The sequence below is a fragment of the Calidifontibacillus oryziterrae genome (assembly GCF_000331575.1).
Taxonomy (GTDB): Bacteria; Bacillota; Bacilli; order Bacillales; family Bacillaceae_J; genus Calidifontibacillus_A; species Calidifontibacillus_A oryziterrae.
On sequence record NZ_KB223527.1, the window covers coordinates 642,849 to 667,591 of the forward strand.

Here is a 24,743-nt window from a genome sequence, read left to right on the forward strand (position 1 = left end):
AGGGGATAATATCATGAATACGGCGCTCTTTTCAACTTTAACGATTAAAAATGTTACATTTAAAAACCGAATCGTAATGTCGCCAATGTGCATGTACTCATCTTCTAATCAAGATGGCAAGGTCCAAAACTGGCATTTAACTCATTATGCAAGTCGGGCAGTTGGACAGATCGGACTTATTATAGTTGAAGCGACGGCTGTTGAGCCACAAGGTAGAATTTCTAGTCACGATTTAGGGATTTGGGATGACGACCACATAGATGGATTGAGGAAAATAGTTGATCTCTGTCATGAGCATGGTGCAAAGGTTGGGATTCAACTCGCACATGCCGGAAGAAAAGCGAAACTAGAAGGGGAAATATTGGCTCCATCAGCAATTCCTTTTGAAGAAAAAATGAAAACTCCAAAAGAGATGAGCGAAGCAGAAATAACTGAAACCATTGCCGCTTTTCAAGCCGGAGCTCGCCGAGCAAAAGAAGCAGGATTTGATGTGGTTGAAATCCACGCTGCACACGGTTACTTAATTAATGAATTTCTTTCACCTTTAACGAATAAAAGGAGCGATCAGTTTGGTGGCAACGCCGAAAATCGTTTTCGCTTTTTACGTGAAGTGATCCGAGCAGTTATGACCGAGTGGGATGGTCCATTATTTGTTAGAATATCAGCGAGTGATCATCATCCTGAAGGGCTATCAATTCATGATTACGTAAACTATGCTAAAGAATTAAAAATCCTAGGTGTTGATTTAATTGATTGCAGCTCTGGATCTGTAGTCCCTGTTAATATCGATGTCTACCCTGGGTACCAAGTAAAATTTGCTGATCGAATTAAAAATGAGGCTCATATATTAACCGGTGCAGTAGGCTTATTAACATCAGGTCTACAAGCAGAGGAAATCTTAAGAAATAATCGAGCGGATTTGATATTTATCGGGAGAGAATTGCTGCGAAATCCTTATTGGGCATTTCATGCCGCTTGCCAATTAAATACAAAGATTGAAACTCCGAAACAATATGAACGGGGTTGGAATTTTTAAAAGATAGGTTTAGCAACCTATCTTTTATTTTTTGCTTAAGTTTGTCCATGCTGTTATAACACAACAAACTGTCTGTTATATAATTATCAACAGGTAAAAAAACAAGTGATTATAAGGATTTTATCACACTTTTTCAGATGTGTATTAATGTTTTTTTGAAAAATATTTAACATTTAACTTGGCTTTATGTATAATAGGATATATAATCTAGAAAACAATCATTTTTTTTTAAAAATTAGATTGCTAGGGGTGATTTAAAAAATGTCAATTTTACCAAAGAAGAATAGTTTAGGATTTTATGGTATTAGATTAGAGTCAATCGGTGGACTTGGAGCTAACTTGGCTGGAAAAATGCTTGCTGAAGCGGGCGTGTTAGGCTTAGGCTTAAACGGCTCTAACTTTTCATCCTATGGCTCTGAAAAGAAAGGATCACCTGTAAAAAGCTTTATCCGCTTTTGTGATCCAGATACTGAAATTCGCGTCCACAGCCCGATTATGAGACCGCATGTTGTTGGTGTTTTCCATGAAGCACTTTATAAAACGGTTGATGTTGTAAGCGGTTTACCAGCGGACGGAATTGTATTAGTAAACACTACTCGTGATTTTGATGAAGTAAAAGAAGATCTTCAGCTAGAATACGGCACGCTAGCAATTGTCGATGCACTTGGAATTGCTGTTGAGGAAAAAACAAAGGTCAATACTGCTATGCTCGGTGCGTTGTTCCGTATTTGTGATTTCCTCGATCCGGAAGCGATGAAACAAGTAATTCGAAAAACTTTTGAAAAGAAATACCCTCACCTTGTTGAAGCAAACATTCGTACGTTTGACCGAGGTTATAATAGTGTTCAATTTAAGGAATATAAAGTTCCTGAAGGTGCAGAAGGTAAAACTTTTAAACTTCCAGAACCACAGCTAGGTTACGAGACTCAAGAAATGGGTGGAATTATTACCGCTCAAGCAAATAGCATAACGAAAGATTTAAGCGGTTCTCGCCAAGGTTTTATCCCAAATTTGGAAATTGAAAAATGTATTAACTGCGCTCAATGCGACACCGTTTGCCCAGATTTCTGCTTTATTTGGGAAAAACGTAAAGATAAACGCGGTAGAGACCAAATGTTTTTAGAAGGAATTGATTATCAATATTGTAAAGGTTGTTTGAAATGTGTGGAGGTTTGTCCTACAGAAGCGTTAACTGATATTCGTGAAACAATTGGATTTGCTGAAAGTAATCGAGTGGCCCGTAATTTCCCAAGAGTATCTGGAGGAGTGATGTAAGGTGTCAATTTCTGAAGAAAATCTAAAAACTACTAGTAAGATTGAACAGACGGTTACATTTGAATCAGGTAATGAAATGGCTGCTATGGCTGCGGCACAAATTAACTACCACATTATGGGATACTTCCCAATTACACCATCAACAGAGGTGGCTCAATTTTTAGATCAAATGAAGGCTCGCGGCGAGCATGATATCAAATTAATTGCTGCAGATGGTGAACATGGATCAGCCGGTATTTGTTATGGTGCTGCTGTAGCTGGAGCTCGCGTCTTTAATGCAACTAGTGCAAACGGCTTTATGTACATGCTTGAACAGCTTCCAGTTCAATCTGGAACACGTTTCCCGATGGTTATGAATCTAGCAACACGTTCCGTTAGTGGACCATTAGATATTCGCGGTGACCATTCAGACCTTTACTTTGGTTTAAATATCGGCTGGGTCATTTTAACTGCCCGTACACCACAAGCTGTTTATGATATGAACATTATGGCCCTAAAAATCGCTGAACACTCTGATGTACGTTTGCCTGTTATAGTTGCCTATGACGGCTTCTTTACATCTCATCAAAAGCGTAAAGTTCAACATTTTACTGATCGAAAGATCGTGCAACAATTTGTTGGTGAACGGAAAACAGACTACCCTACTGCAATTGATCCAACAAAACCGGTGACAATTGGTGCCCACATGTTAGGTGATGATTTAATTAACAATCATTATCAGCAATCAAACGCCCTCTATAATGCTTATGATGTATATAAGAAAGTAGCGGAGGAGTATGAAGCTATTTCTGGTCGAAAATACAATGTATTAGACACATATATGATGGAAGATGCAGAAGTAGCATTATTCCTATTAAATTCAGCGGCAGAAACTGCTAAGGATGCAGTTGATACATTACGGGCTAAGGGCATTAAAGCTGGGGTTATTAGTCCAAACATTATTCGTCCATTCCCAACAGCTGACATTCGTAATGCCCTTAAAAATGTGAAGGCTTTGCTTGTTGGTGAACGTGCTGATTCTTACGGCGCAAATGGACCTAATTTAACTCATGAAATAAAGTCTGCTCTTCAAGATGATAAAGATAACAAAACAATCGTCTTAAGTCGGGTATTCGGTCTCGGTGGAAAAGACTTCTTTGATGAAGAAGCATTACAGATGTTCCAGCTTGCAATTGACGCGATGGAAAAAGGCTATGCTGAAAAGCCGTTTGACTACTTTGGGGTAGTACCTGGTGATCCGAAATCCAAATTGAAGCCAGTTATAGAACCGATGCACGGCAGTGCATTTAAATCAGGATTAATTGAAGTAACACCTGATCCAAAGACAAATAAAGTAAACGTTAAAGTTCCGCCATTACGCCAATTAACAGACAAACCTAAGCGTTTAGGTTCTGGTCATGGTGCTTGCCCAGGTTGTGGAATTTTCCCAGGGCTAGAGTTATTCTTTAAAGGAATTGAAGGTGATGTTGTAACATTGTTCCATACTGGATGTGGATACGTTGTTTCAACTGGTTATCCTTATACATCACATAAGCAAACAATGATTCATAATTTATTCCAAAATGGACCTGCAACATTATCTGGTACTGTGGAAGCTTTTTATGAAATGCGTCGTCGTGGTGAAGTTGAATTTGCAGATGATGTTACGTTTGTAATGATCACTGGTGATGGTGGAATGGACATTGGTATGGGCTCTGCCATTGGTACTGCAAACCGTAATCACAAGCTTATCATTCTTGAATATGATAACGAAGGTTATATGAATACTGGTTCCCAAATGTCATATTCAACTCCACTTGGCCATATGACAAGTACGACTAATGTAGGGAAAAACCAAAAAGGTAAAGCATTCCACCATAAAGATACAGCACAAATTATGGCTGCAACAAACATTCCTTATGTCTTTACTGGAACTGAGGCATTTCCACAGGACTTAGTGAAAAAAGCAGCTAAAGCACAATGGTATGCACAAAATGAAGGAATGGCATATGGAAAAATATTAATCACTTGCCCGTTAAACTGGAAATCAGAAGATCGTTTTGGTGCAACTATTATGGAAGCAGCAGTAAATTGTAACTTCTTCCCTCTATATGAGGTTGAACGTGGTGAAACAACGATCACATATAACCCAGAGGAAAAGAAATCTAAGGTTGAACTTACTGAATGGTTAAAATATATGGGCAAAACAAAGCATTTGTTAAAAGAAGAAAATGCCGAAATGCTCCGTGAGTTCGAACAAGAAATTGAGCGTCGTTGGCAACGGTTAAAATCAAAACACGAAAATCCTTATTTGTAAGGAAAAAGGCGCAGACGCCTAATGACTGCAAAAGAGCGTTTCACGTTTAAGTGAGACGCTCTTTCTACCTTCTAGTTAATGTATATCGCCAGAAGTCATTGGCGATTGAAACATCTTCGAAAACCTTCTTAGCTTCAGCTTCCAATTGATGAATATCTTGACCTTGGTAACGTGAGCTTATATGTGTTAAGATAAGCTTTTTTGCATTTGCATTCTTAGCAACTTGTGCTGCTTGAACTGTTGTCGAATGAAAATAATTATACGCAATTGTTTCGTCTTCATACGCAAACGTTGCTTCATGGACAAGTAAATCAACGTCACAAGCTAATTCAATTGCTTTTTCAGTGTAGCGTGTATCACCTAGTATCGCAAGTCTTCTACCTGGTTTGTCTTCTCCTACGAAATCATCACCATTGACGACTGTTCCATCTTTTAAAGTTATTGTTTCGCCATTTTTTAATTGTTGATAAATCGGCCCAGGAGATATGCCAAGCTCTGTTAATTTTTCAACTTGAAGTGCACCTTTTATATCTTTTTCAATTAATCGGTATCCAAAACTTATAATGCCGTGCTCTAATCTGCCTGCTTCGACGATAAACTGATCGTCCTCAAACACAATCCCCTCTTCTATTTCAGCGATTTCAAGTGGATATTTCAAATGAGTTGAACTTATTTTTAACGACACGTCAACAAATTCCTTAATTCCCTTCGGACCATATATCGTTAATAATGATTCACCATCTTGAAAAGAACGGCTGCCAAGCAAACCGGGTAATCCAAAAATATGATCACCATGGAGATGTGTGATAAAAATCTTCTCAATTTTTCGTGGCCTTATTGATGTATGTAAAATTTGATGCTGAGTCGCCTCTCCACAATCGAACAACCAAGTTGTTCCGCGTTCCTGCGACAGATCAAGTGCTATCGCCGTTACATTCCGATGCTTTGCAGGAACACCTGCACCTGTACCTAGAAATATTAACTCCAATGTTTGATCATCCTTTCCATACTTAGTCTTACTTTCCGAATTTATACTCCTTCTTTCCATACTTAGTCTTTCTTTCCGAACTTATAGTGTTTCTTTTCGTACTCAGTCTTTCTTTCCGAACTTATAGTCGCGTAAAAAGTCTTTTTGAAAGCTTGTAGTCGGTTCTATAGCTTCATCCGCGATATGTTTTTTGCTGGTAGACTTCGTAACGCCTTTTGCAATTATATGATCACCAAACTTATCCCTTAGCTTTTCTATGGTTGAAACTAAAGGTTCATCTCTAACATCACCCTCATATGTAAACAAATTTAATTGTTTCGTCGAGTCGTGCTTTTCTTCCAAATCTTGTGCAGTAATTCCTAATAAACGAATAGGTTGTTCATTCCAATGCTTTACAAATAATTGCCAGGCTGCTTTTAAAAGATCATCCTTCGTAAAAATTGCACTTTTTAGCTTCCGACTTCGAGTAACCGTTAGACGGTTATAATAGCGAATTGTTATTTGAACATTCCAAGTCACCATTTGCTGACGCCGCATCCTTTTTTCAACAGACTCCGCAAGTCGCTCCAAAACGCTTTTTATTTCTTGTTCATCCGTTGTATCCTCTGGCAACGTAGTCGAGTTCCCAATACTTTTGAAATCTGATACTGCATCTGGATCAACAGGACGCGGATCTATCCCATTCGCCCGTTCCTTTAAGCGTATACCATTGATCCCTAATAGCTGTTTAAGCTGGTATTCATCAGCTTTCGCTAGCTCACCGATTGTGATAATTCCAATTTGATTTAATTTTTCTGCGGTCCGTTTACCAATGCCATGCATGTTTTCAACCTTTAAAGGCCATAGTATATCGGGCACATCACGTTTTCGTAAAATTGTGATCCCCAACGGTTTTTTCATGTCTGAAGCCGTCTTTGCCAAAAATTTATTGGGGGCTATTCCAATACTACATGGGAGATCGAGTTCCGCTAGGATTTGTGTTTGAATTTTTTCAGCTATTTCAATTGGTGTTCCTAACGCTTTACTATCCGTTATATCCATATAACCTTCATCAATTGAAACAGGCTGGACCAAGGTACTATATTGTGCCAAAATTTGAAACATTGCTAATGAAGCTTTCCGATACTTTGCAAAATCCGGTCGCATGACAATGATCTCAGGACATAACCTTTTTGCTTCCCATAGCGGCATCGTTGTTTTGACACCTTTCGCCCTTGCCTCATAGCTACAAGTGACGATAATTCCACGCCGTTCTTCAGGATTTCCGGCTATCGCTAACGGTTTTCCTTTTAGCTCAGGATTATATGCCATTTCTACTGACGCATAGAAGCTATTCATATCAACGTGTAGTATTACGCGGCCTTTTTTAGGATATTGATTAGACATGACACTATCACTTCCGTAATTTAGAAAACTTACCCAATTATGGATTGTATCCACTTTTAAAGTTTTGCTCTTCTTTAATATAGCTTTTTTCATTATATAATGAAAGGGACTCCATTATGGGGCGACGCATCAGCAGTAATAGTTGAAGTCCAACGTCGTTTTAAATTACATAATGAAAGGGACTCCATTATGGGGCGACGCCCAAAAGTAGATTATCACTCTAATTTCCGGGGCGCAGTACATAAAAGTCCCTTTCGCTCATTATTGATTTACAACTTCATTAATAATCGCAACAACAAGTTCAGCTGTTTTTACAAGCTCCTCAATCGGCATTTTTTCATTTGTCGTATGAATTTCTTCATAGCCAACCGCTAAGTTAACGGTTGGGATACCATGACCTACAAAAATATTAGCATCGCTTCCACCGCCAGATTGTTGTAGTTTTGGGGTGCGTCCAATTTTGGCAACTGCTCTTTTCGCAACCTCAACAACATGGTCGCCATCGCCATATTTAAAGCCGGGGTACATCACTTCAACATCAACCATTGCTTCCCCACCCATTTCTTTAGATGTCGTTTCAAACGCTTCCTTCATTTTTGCTACTTGAGCATGCATTTTCTCATCAATCAATGAACGTGCTTCAGCCAAAATTTCAACATGGTCACAAACGATATTTGTTTGGGTTCCACCTTCAAAGCGGCCGATATTTGCTGTTGTTTCTTCATCGATTCGTCCTAATGGCATTTTTGAAATTGCTTTTGCTGCAATCGTAATCGCTGATACTCCTTTTTCAGGAGCTACTCCAGCATGGGCTGTTTTCCCTTTAATAATTGCATTTATTTTTGCCTGTGTCGGTGCTGCAACCACTATATCGCCAACAGGACCATCACTATCTAATGCATACCCATATTTTGCGGTCATTAACGATGGGTTAAGCACTTTTGCCCCTACAAGACCTGACTCCTCACCAACTGTAATCACAAACTCAATTGTCCCATGGTCAATGTTTTGTTCTTTAAGAACTTGAATTGCCTCAAACATCGCTGCAAGGCCTGCTTTGTCATCAGCCCCAAGTATTGTTGTTCCATTTGTCACAATGCGATCACCTTGAATCGAAGGCTTTACACCTTTACCTGGAACAACGGTATCCATATGCGAAGTAAAGTAAATCGTATCTATATTTTCTTTTGTCCCTTTTAAAGTACAAACTAAATTACCGGCACCATGACCAGTTTGCGAAGTTGTGTCATCCTCAACTACTGATAGTCCAAGCTCTTCAAATTTTTGTTTTAAATACTTTGCAATTTCAGTTTCATATTTCGTTTCTGAATCGACTTGAACAAGCTCTAGAAATTGGTTTATTAAACGATCTTTATTAATCATGGCTAGTATTCCTCCTCTGTTTACGGTTACGATATTATTATATAGCTACTTCAACCCAATTACCAATGTAGAGGAGTATATTGTTTCTACAAAAATTTATATAATGATTATCATAAAAATCAGATATTTCATTGTTTGTAGTGGGGAATCAATCCTAATTTAAAATTGCGTAATCTCTACTATTACACTCACCAAATTGATTATCACGCTGTTTTGCTGATTGTAAATCCTTTTTATTGTCAGCAAAACCAATCCCGCGCCGTTTTGCTGATCGTAAATCCTTTTTATTGTCAGCAAATCCAGTTTCACGCTGTTTTGCTGATCGTAAATCTATTTTATCGTCAGCAAATCCAGTCTCACGCCGTTTTGCTGATTGTAAATCCTTTTTATTGTCAGCAAATCCAGTCTCAGCCGTTTTGCTGATCGTAAATCCTTTTTATCGTCAGCAAATCCAGTTTCACGCCGTTTTGCTGATCGTAAATCCTTTTTATCGTCAGCAAATTGAGTCCCACGCTGTTTTGCTGATCGTAAATCCTTTTTATCGTCAGCAAATCCATTCTCACATCGTTTTGGTATGTCTAAAACACTGTTAGCATACAATTTGTTGTTGGTAAACTAGCGAATAAAACCTTGCCAGTTTCATAAATACTAAAACGGATTAAGCCTATGCTCAATCCGCTTTAGTAGATGATAAATTTTATATAAAATTTTTATAATGGAATATTGCCGTGTTTCTTGTTCGGCCTACTATCCTTTTTATTGCGAAGCATTTCAAGAGCTTGAATAATTTTAATCCGTGTTTCACGCGGATCGATAACATCATCAACCATTCCACGTGAAGCCGCAACATATGGATTCGCGAATTTTTCACGGTACTCATCGATTTTTTCTTGTCGTTTTGCTTCAGGATCTTCACTTTCATTGATTTCACGAGCGAAAATAATATTTGCCGCACCTTGTGGACCCATAACAGCAATTTCTGCATTTGGCCAAGCTAATACAATGTCGGCACCAATTGATTTACTGTTTAAGGCAACATAGGCACCACCGTAAGCTTTTCGTAAAATAACAGTTAGCTTTGGTACAGTTGCTTCCGAGTAAGCATAAAGAATTTTCGCGCCGTGGCGGATAATCCCGCCATGCTCCTGCTTTATGCCTGGGAAGAAGCCGGTCACATCTTCAAATGTAATAATCGGGATATTGTAGCAGTCACAGAAACGAATAAACCGGGCTGCTTTGTCTGATGAATCAATATCAAGACCACCTGCCATTACCTTTGGCTGGTTACAGACAAGTCCAACGGTCTCACCTTTAATTCTTGCTAGACCAATAACAACATTTTTCGCAAAACCTGATTGAATTTCCATAAAAGAATCTTTGTCAACTACCTCTTCAATCACAACTCGAACATCATATGGCCGGATTGCATCGAAAGGAATCGCGTCCGTTAAATTTGGACGGTAGTGATCGTCTTCTTCGTTGTATTCAACCATTGGCGGCTTTTCTTCATTACTTTGTGGTAAATAGCTTAATAATCTACGAACATCCTTTAATACCTGTTCTTCATTTTCAGCATGGAAATGAGCATTCCCACTTATTGTATTGTGAACCTTTGATCCGCCTAAATTTTCAGCAGAAATTTTCTCGCCTGTTACCGTCTCAATAACCTTTGGTCCGGTAATAAACATTTGGCTTGTTTTATTGACCATAAATACAAAATCCGTTATTGCAGGAGAATATACGGCTCCACCGGCACATGGACCCATAATGACAGAAATTTGCGGTACGACACCAGAATAGATAGAATTCCGGTAGAAGATATGGCCATATCCATCCAATGATACGACACCTTCCTGAATTCTCGCTCCCCCTGAGTCATTCAAGCCTATAATCGGCGCACCATTTTGTGCAGCTAAATCCATAATTTTTGCTATTTTCTTCGCATGCATCTCACCTAAGGCTCCACCAAAAACTGTGAAGTCTTGAGAAAATACAAATACTAGCCGGCCATTTATTTTTCCGTATCCTGTTACGACACCTTCACCAGGTCCTTTTTGATCTGTCATCCCAAAATCTGTACATCGATGTTCAATAAATGGATCTGTTTCAACAAATGTTCCTTCATCTAATAAAAGATCAATTCGCTCACGTGCTGTCATTTTCCCTTTCTCGTGTTGCTTATCGATGCGAGCGTCACCACCGCCAAGTTCAACTTCACGACGTCGATCATAAAGTTCATTAATTTTTTCGTAAATATCCATTACTTATTCTCCTTTTGTGGTTTTTCACATAGTTCATATAAAACTCTACCAGTTGATTTAGGATGTAAAAAGGCTACCTTCGCACCTGCAGCACCCTGTTTTGGTTCATTATTGATCATTTCTAAACCATTTTCTTTGATCTGCTTTATTCTATCCTCGATGTTATCAACACCTAACGCAATATGGTGAATTCCCTCGCCTTTTTTTTCAATAAATTTAGCGATCGGGCTTTCACCATGAAGTGGCTCTAACAATTCAATTTTGGACTCTCCAACCTTTAAAAAAGCAACTTTAACACCTTCTGATTCTACCTCTTCAATCCCTAAAAGGTTTAGCTTTAGTCCCTCGGTATAAAGCGGCAATGACGCTTCTAGCGATTTCACCGCAATTCCAATGTGGTCAATTTTTTTAGCCATACCTTCAACCCCCTTTTGATTCGACAATATTACTCTATTTATATATATATCCTATAATAGATTCGTGGTTAATCTAAAATTCTCCTGCTAGAGTTAGGAAAAATTCGCATTATTTTATTTAATTCGACAATTTTTTTCGGCTTGTGCCTTGTTATTAAAGAAGGTACAATTAAATAATAAAAGACGTTACGTAAAAAAGCAGTTGTAACAAAGGAGGCTGTTTTAATGAATCGAAAAATGATGAAGCTTATGGTTTATTTAATGATTGGTACAATGTTATTAACAACTTTACTAGCGGGAGTTAGTTTTTTATTTTAAAAACAAAAAGCGCAAGAGCTAGAAAAGTACATGAAAAGCCAACAGCAATCTGACGTGCTGTTGGCTTTATTAATAAATAGCATTATATTGTTTTGCAATCTCCGCAAACGACTGATCCGAACTTGTGATAACAATTTGAGTACCTATAGGTATCTGTTTGAATAATGCCTCAATTTCATTATTATGCATACGGATGCAGCCTTGGGTTATGTAGGTGCCAATTGATTGTGGATTATTGTTACCATGAACCCCATATATTCGGCCATCTGTATCATTAGCATCAAAACCAATCCATCTCGAACCTAATGGATTTTCCTTTGCTCCACCTGTAATATTCTTTTTTCGATAATAAGGATTAATCGCTTTAACAGTTATTGTAAATTTACCTTCGGGGGTAAGGTCTGCAGTTAAGCCGGTAGCAACAGAATAAACCTTTTGAATTTCCCCTTCATTTATGAAAGCTAGCTCATTTGTTTTTTTATTTACAATGAGAAAAGGATCTCCTGGAAGCGGATTTACGCCAAGTGGCCAAAGCGGTGATATAAACATAAGCATCAAAACAAGTTTGAGGATCACGTTATTCTACATCCCTTCCAAAACAACCTACTATCGTCTTATTTACTGATTAGCTTTAACATACTGCTATTTTCTATACATTATAGTAGCTTATCTAAGAAAGCTTTTGCACGATCAGACTTTGGATTCGTGAAAAACTCCTGTGGTGGGGCATCTTCTACTAATTTTCCATCATCTAAAAATAACACACGATCAGCAACTTCCTTAGCAAAACCCATTTCGTGAGTGACAATCGCCATGGTCATTCCAGTATGGGCTAACGATTTCATTACCTCTAATACTTCCTTAACCATTTCAGGATCAAGTGCAGAGGTCGGTTCATCAAAAAGCATCGCCTCTGGTTCCATTGCAAGTGCCCTAGCAATCGCCACCCTTTGTTTTTGACCGCCTGACAACCGATTAGGATACTCGTTCTCTTTACTCAAAAGTCCTACTCGATCCAGCAATTCCCGCGCTTTTTTTTCTGCTTCGTCCTTTGGTAATCCCTTCACTCTAATTGGGGAGTAGGTTAAGTTTTCCAAAGTTGTCATATGGGGAAACAAATTGAAGTGCTGAAATACCATCCCTATTTTTTCTCTAATGTTATTTATGTCGGTCTTAGAATTCGTAATTTCTTCATTATCAATCCACACTTTACCTGATGTTGGCTCTTCAAGTAAATTTAAACATCTTAAAAAAGTGGACTTCCCTGAACCTGAAGGACCAATAATTGCAACAACAGCTCCATCCTCAATCGTTGTTGAAATTCCTTTAAGAACTTCTAATTTATCAAATGATTTGTGTAAATTTTCAACTTTAATCACTGCGCTTCATTCTCCTCTCAATTGCTTTGCCAAGAAGAGTTAATCCCATGACCATCACATAATAAATAAGACCCGCTATTAACATCGGTGGTAGAAACGAATAATTATCACCGCCAACAATATACGAACGGCGCATAATATCGGTAACACCAATGACTGATACTAGTGCAGACTCTTTTGTCAATGAAATAAATTCGTTCATTAACGCTGGTAAAATATTTTTAATTGCTTGTGGTAAAATGATGTCCTTCATCATTAATTTATAAGGGACCCCTAATGCTAACGCTGCTTCACGCTGCCCCTTGTCAATAGCCTCGATTCCAGCACGGATTATTTCTGAAACATAAGCGCCTGAATTAAGTCCGAATGCGAGAACTGCAGCCATAAAACCTGGAATTTGAAAACCAATTAACTGCGGCAACCCGTAGTAAATAATCATTAATTGTAAAATTAAAGGTGTTCCACGGAAAATTGATGTATAGGCATCGCCAAACCACACAAGCGGCCTAATTCTCGAAATTTTAAATAAGCTTAGAAGCACCCCCAACAAAAAACCAAACAATATGGAAATGCTAACAATTCCTAACGTAACCCAGATCCCTTTCAATATATAAGGGATTGAGGGGACGATTGGTCCAAAATCTATAAACCCCATGCCCGTCCTCATTCCTCTCTATTCTTGACTATTACTGTACCTAGAAATTCAAAAGGAAAGCGGCAAACTTGTCATTCGCCGCTTCCAATTATTTTTATTGTTACGGCAGAACTAATTAAAATGGCAGTTGGTGCTTTTAGTTGTCGTTCGCCGCTAATTATTTTTATTGTTACTCTTCGCGGAACCATTTATTTATAATCTGTTCAAGTTCACCGCTCTCTTTCATTTCATTAATAACGCGATTAAAATCTGCCACCATTTCTTCACTACCTTTTTGGAAAGCTACCGCAAAACCGGTTTCTTCATCGTTATTAATAACAAATCCGGTTAAGTCTTCATTCCTCTCCAAATAGCCTTTGGCAACCATATCTTCTATGATTACCGCGCCATAACGTCCCGCTTTAAGCTCTTGAACAATTTCTGGAATTCGATTGCGACTATCAATCGTAATATCAATCGATTCGCTAATTTCTTCTGCTTTTTCCGCCTGAATCGAACCAAGTTGTACCCCTACTTTTTTCCCTGCTAAATCTTCTAAGGTGTTAATTCCACTATCCTTCTTTGTTACAATCATATTAGTAGCTACATAATAAGTATCCGAAAAGTCAACGCTTTGTCTACGTTCATCTGTTGCTGACATCCCTGCCAAAACAAAATCAACTGTACCGGTCTTTAACGCTTCAATCAAACCAGCAAATTCAATATCTCTAATTTCGATTTCATACCCTAACTTTTCTGTAACAGCTTTCGCTAGATCAACATCAAAACCGATAATTTCTTCGCTTTTAGCTGTATCGACGTATTCAAATGGCGGGTAATCAGCAGAAGTGCCCATGATTAAAACATTCTTTCCACTCGCTTGTCCACCATTTTGATCAGCCTGTTGTGCTGTATCTGTATCGCTTTGTCCACAGGCAGATAACAGACTTACAAGAAAAATCGCCATAATTCCAAATGAAATTAACTTTTTCAAAATAACGTCCTCCCTTAATTGTCTTTGTTGTCATTATGATTATTCTATAAACTAATAAATATAAATATTAACTAATATTTATACGATAAATGAATTTTATCATGTCTGTTATATGAATCAATAGTTTCGGAAAAAGCTTAAATATATAAATATTTCAGAATAATGAATAAAAGCGCAAGCGCCCCGATTAGCGACGTATAAACTAAGAGCGCATCGACTGAGATAAAGGAAACACGACGAGGACGAGTCGATGTTGATTTATCGCAAAAGAGATGAGCGAAGTTTACTAATCGCTGGACGCTGAAGCTGGACGACTACTCTCTTTGCTATAGTATTTACCCACAGGATCAAATATTATAATTTCCTAGAGAATTAAAAAGAGGACCGATTAACGATCCTCTCCCCAATTTTTTCTATAATTACACTTCTTCACAGTAAGCTTCAAATAATCCTTGTAGCTTTTGAACAACCTCAATCGGTTCAGAACCTTCGATTTCATGCCGTTCAATCATTCCCATGCATTTTCCATCTTTCATTAATGCGAAAGAAGGCGATGATGGCGGATACCCCTCAAAATAAGATCGGGCTTTTTCTGTTGCTTCTTTATCTTGCCCAGCAAAAACTGTTACCATTTGAGTAGGCACCTTATCATAATGAACTGCATGTGAAGCAGCTGGACGCGCAAGTCCACCTGCACAGCCACAAACAGAATTCACTAATACTAATGTCGTTCCAGACTTTTTAAAAGCCTCTTCTACATCCTCGGGTGTTCTTAGTTCTTGGAAACCAGCTGCAACAGCTTCGTTACGTGCCTGTTCCACTATATCATTCATAAAAAAATTGAAATCCACCTATTTCACTCCCTATTTATACATGTTAACTCGCTTTTTACGTAAAGTAGAGTTTAGATTAATACTACCAATTTATTTTTGGTGAAGCAAATTTAACACACTCTTTATAGTGAAAATTATTGGTGAAAAACTGTTAAATTCACGTTTATTTTATTTAAATTTGGGAACTATAATAATAAATCTAGGCCCCATACCCCTAGACTCCCTAGATTGCAGAAGGTGAGTAACCCCCATCACTCACCTTCTTTTTATTTGACTTGTTATATTTTATTAATTTCCTTCATAACGTTCAAATAATAGTTTTACAGCTTGAGTAACTGGCTGTTTGCCGCTAATGACATCCCTTTCAATTGATGGCATGATTTTTTTAACCTCCGGATGACGAAAGAACTTTTGTTCAAGCTGATCTTTGATCATGGAATAAATCCAATCCTTAACTTGGGACTCTCTTCTTTTCTGAAGCAATCCTGAAGCTTGAATATTACGTTGGAAGCTCTTCATTTCGTTCCAAATAATATCGATGCCTTTACTATAATAGCTAGAGCAGGTGAAAGCTTTTGTCTCCCACCCCTCCGTTGCTGGGCGCAAATAGTGAAGAATCTGATTGTACTCTTTTTGGGCAATAATGGCTTTTGTTTCATTATCGCCATCCGCTTTATTTATGATAATAATATCAGCAAGCTCCATAATGCCTTTTTTCATCCCTTGAAGTTCATCCCCAGCACCCGTAAGCACGATCAAAGCAAACATATCGACCATTGAGCGGACGACAATCTCACTCTGCCCAACCCCAACTGTTTCGATTAAGATTACATCATAGCCAGCAGCTTCACAAAGCAGCATTGTTTCACGTGTTTTCCGATTCACACCACCAAGGTTTCCACTCGAAGGAGACGGTCGAATAAACGCATTTTTCTTACGAGCCAGTTTCTCCATTCGCGTTTTATCACCAAGAACACTCCCACCTGTAATCGTACTTGATGGATCGACAGCCAAAACCGCAACACGAAGACCTTGATCACATAAATAGCTTCCTAATGCTTCGATAAATGTACTTTTACCGGCACCGGGAACACCAGTAATTCCAATCCGCAGCGCCTTCCCTGTGTACGGAAGAATCTGGTTAAGGATTTGTTGTGCCTTTTCAATATGTTTAGGTGCATTACTTTCAACAAGTGTTATTGCACGAGCAAGGATCGGCCGTTCATTATTTAAAATACCATTTACAACTTCATCAAGTGACAGACCGCGTTTTATAGGAGTATCTGACGGCAGCGATTTTGCTTGGCTTTGACTAAAGCCATCATGCCCGCCATCCACCCCCTTCATTATTTTCGTAGCAAAGCCTTTCGTTGCGTTTTCTGGTACCCATTCTGGTCTCTCATCTTTATCAGTCATAAACTAAAACACATCCTCAGCCTCATTAATACGACGGTTAATCTCTTCAATAACTTTTTGTGCTGATACCGGAATTACCGTACCAGGACCAAAGATCGCAGCTGCACCATTCTCCTTCAAATATTCGTAATCTTGAGCAGGGATAACTCCGCCACAAACGACGAGAATATCTTCACGTCCAAGTTTTTTTAATTCAGAAATAAGCTGCGGCAACAATGTTTTATGTCCTGCTGCCAATGAACTCATCCCAATAACGTGGACATCGTTTTCTACAGCTTGCATCGCTGTTTCTTCAGGGGTTTGGAATAGCGGACCGACATCAACGTCAAATCCTAAATCGGCAAATGCTGTTGCAACTACCTTCGCTCCACGGTCATGTCCATCCTGACCCATTTTCGCTATCATAATACGTGGACGGCGTCCTTCTTTCTCAGCGAACTCATCAGTCATTTGTTTAACTTTTTTAATTTCTTCCTCATCACTGAATTCAGTTGAATATACTCCACTAATAGAACGAATAACCGCTTTGTGACGGCCAGATACTTTTTCAATCGCATCGGAAATTTCACCTAATGATGCACGGGCACGAGCTGCTTCAACTGATAACGCTAGTAAATTACCTTCACCAGTTTCAGCTGCTTTAGTAAGTGCAGCTAACGCTTCTTGAACCTTTTGTTCATCACGATTTTTACGAAGCTTGCGTAAACGTTCGAGCTGTTGTTCTCTTACCAATGTGTTATCAACCTCTAAAATATCAATTGGCTCTTCTTTTTCTAGACGGTATTTATTTACACCAATAATGGATTCAACGCCAGAATCTATTTTTGCTTGGCGTCGGGCCGCGGCTTCTTCAATCCGCATTTTTGGAAGACCTGTTTCGATCGCTTTCGCCATACCACCGAGTTTTTCGATTTCTTCGATATGACCCCAAGCACGTTCAACAAGCTTTCCTGTTAGATACTCTACATAATAAGAACCCGCCCATGGATCAATTACGTTACAAATTCCAGTTTCATCCTGTAAATATAACTGCGTGTTTCTTGCAATTCGTGCTGAAAAATCAGTTGGTAAAGCAATCGCTTCATCGAGAGCATTCGTGTGCAAAGATTGGGTATGACCAAGTGCTGCAGCCATCGCTTCAATACAAGTCCGAGTTACGTTATTAAAAGGATCTTGCTCCGTTAAACTCCATCCAGATGTTTGAGAGTGAGTCCGCAACGCCATCGACTTATTATTTTTTGGATTAAACTGCTTCATTAATTTTGCCCAAATTAATCGACCTGCACGCATTTTTGCTACTTCCATAAAATAGTTCATGCCAATGGCCCAGAAAAACGATAACCGTGGAGCAAATTTGTCAATATCAATTCCAGCCTTTAATCCAGTACGTACATATTCCAAACCGTCTGCAAGTGTATAGGCAAGTTCAATATCTGCTGGTGCGCCTGCTTCTTGCATATGGTATCCAGAAATACTAATAGAATTAAACTTTGGCATGTATTGAGATGTATACTCAAAAATATCAGCTATGATTTTCATAGACATTTCAGGTGGATAAATATAAGTATTGCGAACCATGTATTCCTTTAAAATGTCATTTTGAATCGTACCTGCAAGCTGCTCAGGCTTAACCCCTTGCTCTTCTGCAGTCACAATATAAAAGGCCATAATTGGTAATACAGCCCCGTTCATCGTCATTGAAACAGACATTTGGTCGAGCGGAATCCCATCAAATAATATTTTCATATCTAATATTGAATCAATGGCAACACCTGCTTTTCCAACGTCACCAACAACCCGAGGATGATCTGAATCATAGCCGCGATGTGTAGCTAAATCGAAGGCAACCGATAATCCCTTTTGCCCTGCAGCCAAATTGCGACGGTAAAAAGCATTGCTTTCCTCAGCCGTAGAAAATCCAGCATATTGGCGAACTGTCCAAGGACGGGTGACATACATCGTAGGATATGGCCCTCTTACATACGGCGCAATCCCTGGCATGTAGTCCATATATTTATTATCTTCAATATCTTTCACTGTATAAAAAGGCTTTACATTGATTTGTTCATTTGTTGTAAATAACAATTCATCAAATGAGCGATCTATTTGTTGTTCAACTTGTTTTTTCCAAGTATCTACATCCACCTTCGTACGTTCCGTTTGATAGGATATTTGTGTGAAGTCAGGTTTCTTAGTCATTTTAGTTAACCCCCTTACGCGCTTGAAGCTGAGCTAATGTATGGTAGCAATTGGATTTTATATGAATAAATTCATCAACTCCAGCATCTCTAAATTGCTTCTCAAGCTCTGGTGATGGTTTACCTGCCACCATAATAAACATTTTTTGATTTTTTGTTTTTAGCCCTTCAGCTATGACAGGAACGAACTCAGGATATTGATCATCAGCTCCACAAATTATTACAGTATCTAAGCCAGATGATATTACAGCTGAAATTGCATCTTGAGATGAATCATAACCATTATTTGTTATAGCTTCAAATCCACCTGCTGCAAAGAAGCCAGCAGCAAAATCAGCACGAGCCTTATGCTTTGAAATCGGTCCAAGGTTTACAAAGAAAATTTTTGGATATGAACCGTGTACTTGTTTATAGTCTTCTGCAGCTTTTCTAAGCTGTTCGAAGCCTTCTGAACGACGATAGCTTGTTAACTTTTCAATTTGTGTGCCAGCACAATGGCCGCCCTTACAGTTTCTTGCTAAAACTGCAATCATTTCTTGAATAGTAGCACCTTGCACGGCCGCCTCTATAAATAGCGGGACTAATTGTTCACCACTATGAAGTGCTAATTGTATTTCACCTAAAGCTTTTTCCTTGAGGTCACGATTTTCTAACTTTAAAGCCTTTAGCTCCTCGATTCTCGAAGATTTGAAATCCGCAATATTTTCCCTTTCCTGTAGTGGTTTTTCATCTAAATTAGGATACATATTTGTGCCAACAATCCGATCCTTACGGAGTTCAACACTTGCTTTTTTCTTTGCAGCAGTTTCAGCAATTTGTTGCTGAACTTTACCTGATTTAAGTGATTCAAACATTCCACCACTTTTTTCAACTTGCAGAAAGTATTCCCAAGCCTTCTTGGCAACTGCGTCAGTTAAAGCTTCCACATACCATGAGCCTCCCGCAGGATCAATAACTTGATTTAAATATGACTCTTCTTGAAGGATGACTTGTGTATTTCGCGCAATCCTCCTTGAAAAAGAATCTGCTGGACGGATTGCCTCATCAAAAGGTGATACGTGCATGCTGTCAGCGCCACCAACTGCTCCGGCAAACGCCTCTGTTGTTGTTCGTAACATGTTTACATATGGATCATTTACAGTTTTTGTCCAACTAGATGTTCTTGCATGGATATACATTTTCTGCGATTCTTGATCCCCGCCAAAACTTTCTATAATTTTTGACCATAATAGTCGTGCTGCGCGAAGCTTGGCAATTTCCATAAATACATTGGAGCCAACAGCAAATGAGAAATAAATATGTTTAGAGACTTGATTAATCTCAAGTCCTCTGCTTAGCATTTCTGAGATGTATTCAACACCGGTTGCAAGTGCGTATGCCAATTCCTCAGTTGCACTTGCTCCTGCGTTATGATAAACCTCTCCTTGCACATAGACCACTTTTACTGCTGGTGTATGCTCATTAGACCATATAATTAAATCGGCCATTAAATTGTATAGTCGTTTCATACCAAGCTGAATATTTCCGGCTGCAGCAACAGTTCCTATTGGATCGAGACCGATATATGCTTCGATATCCTCTATTCCGCTATTTTGTTTCTCTAACAATGCGACTAAACCTGCATATAACGGGAGGGTACTAATGCCTGTTTGCATATATAACGGAATTTTCTTAAAGTCAATGTTTTGTAAAGCTGCTTCTAAATCAGCTAATGAAGATATAGGAATTCCATTTAAACCAACCCATTCTTCATTAGCTTCGTCTGAATCAAAGCCTCGCTTTGTCGCTTCGTCAACAGCCAAATTGACCATGGTTTGTCCATTTTGAAGATCATTAATTAGTGCTTCATTAAATGCTTGTGGACTTTTACCTGTAATTTCTTGGGCGATATCCCAAGCACTTGCTCTTTCTTTAATGTAGCGTGTACCTCTAACGAAAGAATGATCACCTGGCAGATCATTTATATGTGGAATATTTTCCACATCTTTCCTCACATATAACGGTTTTAATTCAATACCTTCATATGTTTTTGTTGTTAATGTTTCAAACGGTCTTCCCTTAAGTGATTCCTCTGCTGTTTCTTTCCAGCTATCTTCAGTTGGAAATGGAAATTCACAAAAATCATTCAAGTTAATTTTATCTTTTTCTGTTTTCATACACTTCGTCTCCATAGGAGACATGCCCACCCCTTTCCTTCAATAAGTTTCTCTGTCATATTTTTAAATTTTCAAAAAAGTTCACACCTGTTTCTATAGTAGTATAAATGGTTTGATGTAGCAATATTTCAAATAAATGAAAACATACAATTAGAAAATTTATTTTAAAAAACGCAATTTTTTATAATTATAAACATGAAAGAAGCCGTGCAACTCTTGTTACACGACTTTACTACATTGAATATATAAATTTGAAAAACCCGCTCCCTTTCCGCGGACGAATCATCGTGCAGCTTCGCTCATTCCTCGCTACAGGGTCTCGCCGGCTCGTTGTTCCGCAGGAGTGTCGCGGTTTCTTCTTCATTAATTAAAACTAGAATATTTCAATTCGTAAATTGTGAAGGTTGTAAACCATTAATAAATTGGCGTATTTTCATTTGTGATATTTTCCAAAATTTCTTTTATTCGTACTAAGAATCGTCCACATATTAATCCATCTAACACACGATGGTCGAGTGACATACAGAGATTGACCAAGTCACGAATTGCAATCATATTTTCATTGAATACAATAGGTCGTTTTACAATTGATTCAACTTGTAGGATTGCTGCTTGTGGATAATTAATAATTCCCATTGACTGAATCGATCCAAATGAGCCTGTATTATTTACCGTAAAGGTGCCACCCTCCATGTCTGTCAATGAAAGTTTCCCAGAACGGACCTTGTTTGCTAATTCATAAATTTCACGGGCAATGGCCTTGATCGTTTTTTCGTCAGCATTTTTGATAACAGGTACATATAACGCGTCTTCGGTTGCTACAGCAATCGAAATATTAATATCTTTCTTCTGAATAATTTTTTCTCCAGCCCACATCGAATTAATCATCGGGTATTCCTTTAATGCTTGAGCAACCGCTTTTACAAAAAAGGCAAAATACGTAAGCGGAAAACCTTCGTTCTTTATAAATTCATCTTTAATCGTCTCTCGATAGGCAACTAAGTTCGTCACATCAACCTCAATCATTGTCCAAGCATGTGGAGCTTCATGCTTGGAGCGAACCATATTGTTAGCTATCGCTTTCCGTACTGCTGTGACAGGAATTTCAATATCAAATGGTTCACCTACTGTTTGCTTTGCTTTTGAACTTGTAAGTTGTGATTGAGGAAATGTCTCAACCGACTTTTCAAAAGAAACCTTTTGGACTGGCTGTGCTTTTTCACTCTCTTCTTTTGTCTGCGGTATATTCCCTGTCTCGATAATTCGTTGTAAATCCTTCCTTGTAATTCTTCCCCCATTACCAGTGCCTACTACTTTTGATAAATCAATATTATGTTCTTGAGACAATCGTAAAACTGCCGGGGAATAACGATGTTTATTGGATTGATTCGTTTCATCAACATGTATCGTTGATATTTCTAGTTCATCTTTGTTATTATGGTCATCTCTGTTATCATTTCCAGATTGACCATCGGTTTCAATGTAACAAATTAATTCACCAACTTGTAAAGTTTCCCCTTCCTGTGCAATTAATTCGGTTATTACACCGGCATAGGATGATGGTATCTCCGCTGTTACTTTATCTGTTTGAACTTCTGCTAATGGATCATACTTTTTTACAATATCACCTTTCTTAACAAACCAAGCCGTTATTGTACCTTCGGTCACACTTTCACCCAACTTCGGCATTGTAATTTTTTCTAAAGCCACGCGAACACCTCCTAGTGCTGTTTGAACTCTATTTTCTAAAAATCTAGTTCTTTTTCCCCCTAATACTCTGCTAACTCTCTCATTGCTTTTTCGACCTTTTCAGGGGTTACCATAAAAAACTTTTCCATAGTTGGTGCGTATGGCATCGCTGGTATGTCTGGACCAGCTAACCGCATTATTGGTGCATCTAATTCAAATAAACAATTCTCAGCTATAATCGCTGCTACTTCACTTAAAATACTTCCTTCTTTGTTATCCTCTGTAACTAACAATACTTTCCCAGTTTTTGAAGCAGCTTCAATAATTGTATCTTTATCTAAAGGATAGACTGTGCGTAAATCTACGACGTGTGTTGATATACCGTCCTGCGCGAGCTTTTCAGCAGCTTCTAATGCGAAATGAACACATAAGCCATACGTGATAACAGTAATATCTTCACCTTCACGTTTTACATCCGCTTTTCCAATTGGTAGTACATAGTCATCATCAGGTACTTCCCCTTTGATTAGTCGGTATGCACGCTTATGCTCAAAGAAAATAACTGGATCATCATCACGAATTGCCGCTTTCAATAACCCCTTCACATCATATGGTGTTGATGGCATCACAATTTTTAAACCGGGCTGATTTGCAAATATAGCTTCAACTGATTGTGAATGGTAGAGGGCACCGTGTATACCACCGCCATATGGAGCACGAATTACCATTGGACAATTCCAATCATTATTGGAACGATAACGAATCCTAGCTGCTTCAGAAATAATTTGATTTACAGCCGGCATAATGAAATCAGCAAATTGTATCTCCGCTATCGGCCGGTGTCCATATAGGGCTGCACCAACACCAACTCCTACTATTGCTGATTCAGCTAACGGAGTATCAATTACCCGACTTTCACCGAATTCATCATAAAGGCCCATGGTTGCCTTAAAAACCCCACCCTTTTTGCCGACATCTTCACCTAAAACAAACACTTTATCGTCACGTTTCATTTCTTCATAAAGCGCTTTCGTAACAGCTTCGATGTATGACATAATAGCCATATTATCCCCCCTATTCTCCATATACATATTTCAATGCTTGTTCCGGGTCTGCATATGGAGCATTTTCCGCATATTCAGTCGCTTCATCGACAATATTTTGGGTACGATCAAATATTTCTTTTTCATTAAGGTCCGTTAAAATATTCACTTCTTTTAAATAATTTGAAAACTTAAAAATCGGGTCGTTCTTTTTGGACTTTTCAACCTCTTCACGGGAACGATACGTCCGATCATCATCATCACTTGAGTGTGGTGTTAAGCGATAGACAAGTGTTTCAATTAGAGATGGGCCTTCACCCCTTCGTGCTCTATTTGCTGCATTTTTAATTGCCTCATAGACAGCTAGCGGATCATTGCCATTCACAGTAACGCCTGGCATACCATAGCCAATAGCACGATCTGACACTTTTTCACACGATAATTGCTTTTCCAACGGTACGGAAATGGCATATTGGTTATTTTCACACATAAATATAACTGGTAATTTATGAACACCTGCAAAGTTTGCCCCTTCATGGAAGTCACCTTGGTTAGAGGACCCCTCACCAAACGTAACAAACGATACTAAATCTTTCCCTTCCATTTTTGCTGCTAGACCAATTCCTACTGCATGGGGAACCTGAGTAGTCACTGGTGAAGAACCCGTTACAATTCGATACTTCTTCTGGCCAAAATGGCCTGGCATTTGGCGCCCACCAGAGCTCGGGTCTTCTGCCTTTGCAAACCCGGATAATAACAAGTCTTTCGCCGTCATCCCAAAAGCAAGAACAACCCCAACATCACGATAATAAGGTAATACATAATCTTTTGTTCGATCTAAAGCAAACGCAGCGCCTACCTGTGCAGCCTCTTGACCTTGGCAAGATATAACAAATGGAATTTTACCTGATCGGTTTAATAGCCACATACGCTCATCAATTTTCCGTGCTAAAACCATTGTTTCGAACATTTCTAATAAGGTCTTTTCACTTAACCCCAGTGCTTCATGTCGATTTCCCGCCATATCGATTCCCCCTTATCT

The 24,743-nt window shown here is 38.6% G+C and carries 21 protein-coding genes; 5 read left to right on the forward strand and 16 right to left on the reverse strand.

The annotated features are described in order from the left end of the window. Window positions 1–13: 13 nt before the first annotated feature. From namA to D612_RS0111805, 3 genes are all read left to right on the forward strand, one after another. Entirely contained in the window at window positions 14–1,036 is a 1,023-nt protein-coding gene (gene namA, locus D612_RS0111795; protein ID WP_017755686.1) for an NADPH dehydrogenase NamA, read from the forward strand. A 261-nt stretch (window positions 1,037–1,297) separates the two neighbouring features. Continuing rightward, window positions 1,298–2,311 carry a 2-oxoacid:acceptor oxidoreductase family protein gene (locus tag D612_RS0111800; protein ID WP_017755687.1) on the forward strand — a complete coding sequence of 338 codons (1,014 nt, stop codon included), beginning with the start codon at window positions 1,298–1,300 and terminating at the stop codon, window positions 2,309–2,311. Between the two features lie 76 nt (window positions 2,312–2,387). Further along, the gene (locus D612_RS0111805) at window positions 2,388–4,607 is read left to right on the forward strand and encodes a thiamine pyrophosphate-dependent enzyme (protein ID WP_407637470.1); all 2,220 of its coding nucleotides are present in this window, start codon (window positions 2,388–2,390) and stop codon (window positions 4,605–4,607) included. Between the two features lie 64 nt (window positions 4,608–4,671). Here the strand turns inward: D612_RS0111805 and rnz are convergent, their stop codons facing one another. The 3 genes from rnz to D612_RS0111820 form a co-directional block, all read right to left on the reverse strand. Continuing rightward, window positions 4,672–5,595, reverse strand: coding sequence for a ribonuclease Z (gene rnz / locus D612_RS0111810; protein ID WP_026092478.1), 924 nt, complete (start codon window positions 5,593–5,595; stop codon window positions 4,672–4,674). A 102-nt stretch (window positions 5,596–5,697) separates the two neighbouring features. After that, entirely contained in the window at window positions 5,698–6,981 is a 1,284-nt protein-coding gene (locus D612_RS0111815) for a DNA polymerase IV (protein WP_026092479.1), read from the reverse strand. A gap of 261 nt (window positions 6,982–7,242) precedes the next feature. Next, on the reverse strand, window positions 7,243–8,364 hold the full coding sequence (locus D612_RS0111820) for a tripeptidase T (RefSeq protein WP_017755691.1): 1,122 nt from the start codon (window positions 8,362–8,364) through the stop codon (window positions 7,243–7,245). Window positions 8,365–8,600: 236 nt separating this feature from the next. On the opposite strand from D612_RS0111820, the gene D612_RS19495 reads away from it, so the two are divergent. Beyond that, complete coding sequence (locus tag D612_RS19495) at window positions 8,601–8,957, forward strand: hypothetical protein (protein ID WP_154649485.1); 357 nt, start codon at window positions 8,601–8,603, stop codon at window positions 8,955–8,957. 117 nt (window positions 8,958–9,074) lie between these two features. Here the strand turns inward: D612_RS19495 and D612_RS0111830 are convergent, their stop codons facing one another. Together D612_RS0111830 and mce are read right to left on the reverse strand one after the other, a co-directional pair. Then, window positions 9,075–10,625, reverse strand: a complete 1,551-nt coding sequence (locus D612_RS0111830) for an acyl-CoA carboxylase subunit beta (protein ID WP_017755693.1) — start codon at window positions 10,623–10,625, stop codon at window positions 9,075–9,077. Continuing rightward, entirely contained in the window at window positions 10,625–11,041 is a 417-nt protein-coding gene (gene mce, locus D612_RS0111835; RefSeq protein WP_017755694.1) for a methylmalonyl-CoA epimerase, read from the reverse strand. Before mce ends, D612_RS0111830 begins: the two co-directional genes overlap by 1 nt. 225 nt (window positions 11,042–11,266) lie before the next feature. Here mce and prli42 point away from each other — a divergent pair, with 225 nt between their 5' ends. After that, a complete protein-coding gene (prli42, locus tag D612_RS19500) occupies window positions 11,267–11,359 on the forward strand; it encodes a stressosome-associated protein Prli42 (protein ID WP_017755695.1) in 93 nt (30 codons plus the stop codon). A 69-nt stretch (window positions 11,360–11,428) separates the two neighbouring features. On the opposite strand, the gene D612_RS0111845 is transcribed toward prli42, so the two are convergent. The 11 genes from D612_RS0111845 to D612_RS0111895 form a co-directional block, all read right to left on the reverse strand. Continuing rightward, window positions 11,429–11,935: a L,D-transpeptidase gene (locus D612_RS0111845; protein WP_017755696.1), complete on the reverse strand. Its 507-nt coding sequence runs from the start codon at window positions 11,933–11,935 to the stop codon at window positions 11,429–11,431. 80 nt (window positions 11,936–12,015) lie between these two features. Continuing rightward, window positions 12,016–12,738, reverse strand: a complete 723-nt coding sequence (locus tag D612_RS0111850; protein ID WP_017755697.1) for an amino acid ABC transporter ATP-binding protein — start codon at window positions 12,736–12,738, stop codon at window positions 12,016–12,018. Further along, a complete protein-coding gene (locus tag D612_RS0111855) occupies window positions 12,731–13,393 on the reverse strand; it encodes an amino acid ABC transporter permease (RefSeq protein WP_017755698.1) in 663 nt (220 codons plus the stop codon). The genes D612_RS0111850 and D612_RS0111855 overlap by 8 nt, the downstream gene beginning before the upstream one ends. 169 nt (window positions 13,394–13,562) lie before the next feature. Beyond that, the gene (locus D612_RS0111860; RefSeq protein WP_017755699.1) at window positions 13,563–14,366 is read right to left on the reverse strand and encodes a transporter substrate-binding domain-containing protein; all 804 of its coding nucleotides are present in this window, start codon (window positions 14,364–14,366) and stop codon (window positions 13,563–13,565) included. A gap of 419 nt (window positions 14,367–14,785) precedes the next feature. Further along, a complete protein-coding gene (locus D612_RS0111865) occupies window positions 14,786–15,199 on the reverse strand; it encodes a BrxA/BrxB family bacilliredoxin (protein WP_034726641.1) in 414 nt (137 codons plus the stop codon). 288 nt (window positions 15,200–15,487) lie between these two features. Further along, window positions 15,488–16,615 carry a methylmalonyl Co-A mutase-associated GTPase MeaB gene (meaB, locus tag D612_RS0111870; protein ID WP_017755701.1) on the reverse strand — a complete coding sequence of 376 codons (1,128 nt, stop codon included), beginning with the start codon at window positions 16,613–16,615 and terminating at the stop codon, window positions 15,488–15,490. Window positions 16,616–16,618: 3 nt separating this feature from the next. Beyond that, on the reverse strand, window positions 16,619–18,814 hold the full coding sequence (scpA, locus tag D612_RS0111875) for a methylmalonyl-CoA mutase (RefSeq protein ID WP_017755702.1): 2,196 nt from the start codon (window positions 18,812–18,814) through the stop codon (window positions 16,619–16,621). Window position 18,815: 1 nt separating this feature from the next. Then, window positions 18,816–20,969 (reverse strand): acyl-CoA mutase large subunit family protein, encoded by a 2,154-nt coding sequence (locus D612_RS0111880; RefSeq protein ID WP_017755703.1) that lies wholly within the window; start codon window positions 20,967–20,969, stop codon window positions 18,816–18,818. A 414-nt stretch (window positions 20,970–21,383) separates the two neighbouring features. Next, entirely contained in the window at window positions 21,384–22,679 is a 1,296-nt protein-coding gene (locus tag D612_RS0111885) for a dihydrolipoamide acetyltransferase family protein (protein WP_017755704.1), read from the reverse strand. 59 nt (window positions 22,680–22,738) lie between these two features. Further along, window positions 22,739–23,722 carry an alpha-ketoacid dehydrogenase subunit beta gene (locus D612_RS0111890; RefSeq protein ID WP_017755705.1) on the reverse strand — a complete coding sequence of 328 codons (984 nt, stop codon included), beginning with the start codon at window positions 23,720–23,722 and terminating at the stop codon, window positions 22,739–22,741. 10 nt (window positions 23,723–23,732) lie between these two features. After that, window positions 23,733–24,725, reverse strand: a complete 993-nt coding sequence (locus tag D612_RS0111895) for a thiamine pyrophosphate-dependent dehydrogenase E1 component subunit alpha (RefSeq protein ID WP_017755706.1) — start codon at window positions 24,723–24,725, stop codon at window positions 23,733–23,735. Window positions 24,726–24,743: the final 18 nt, after the last annotated feature.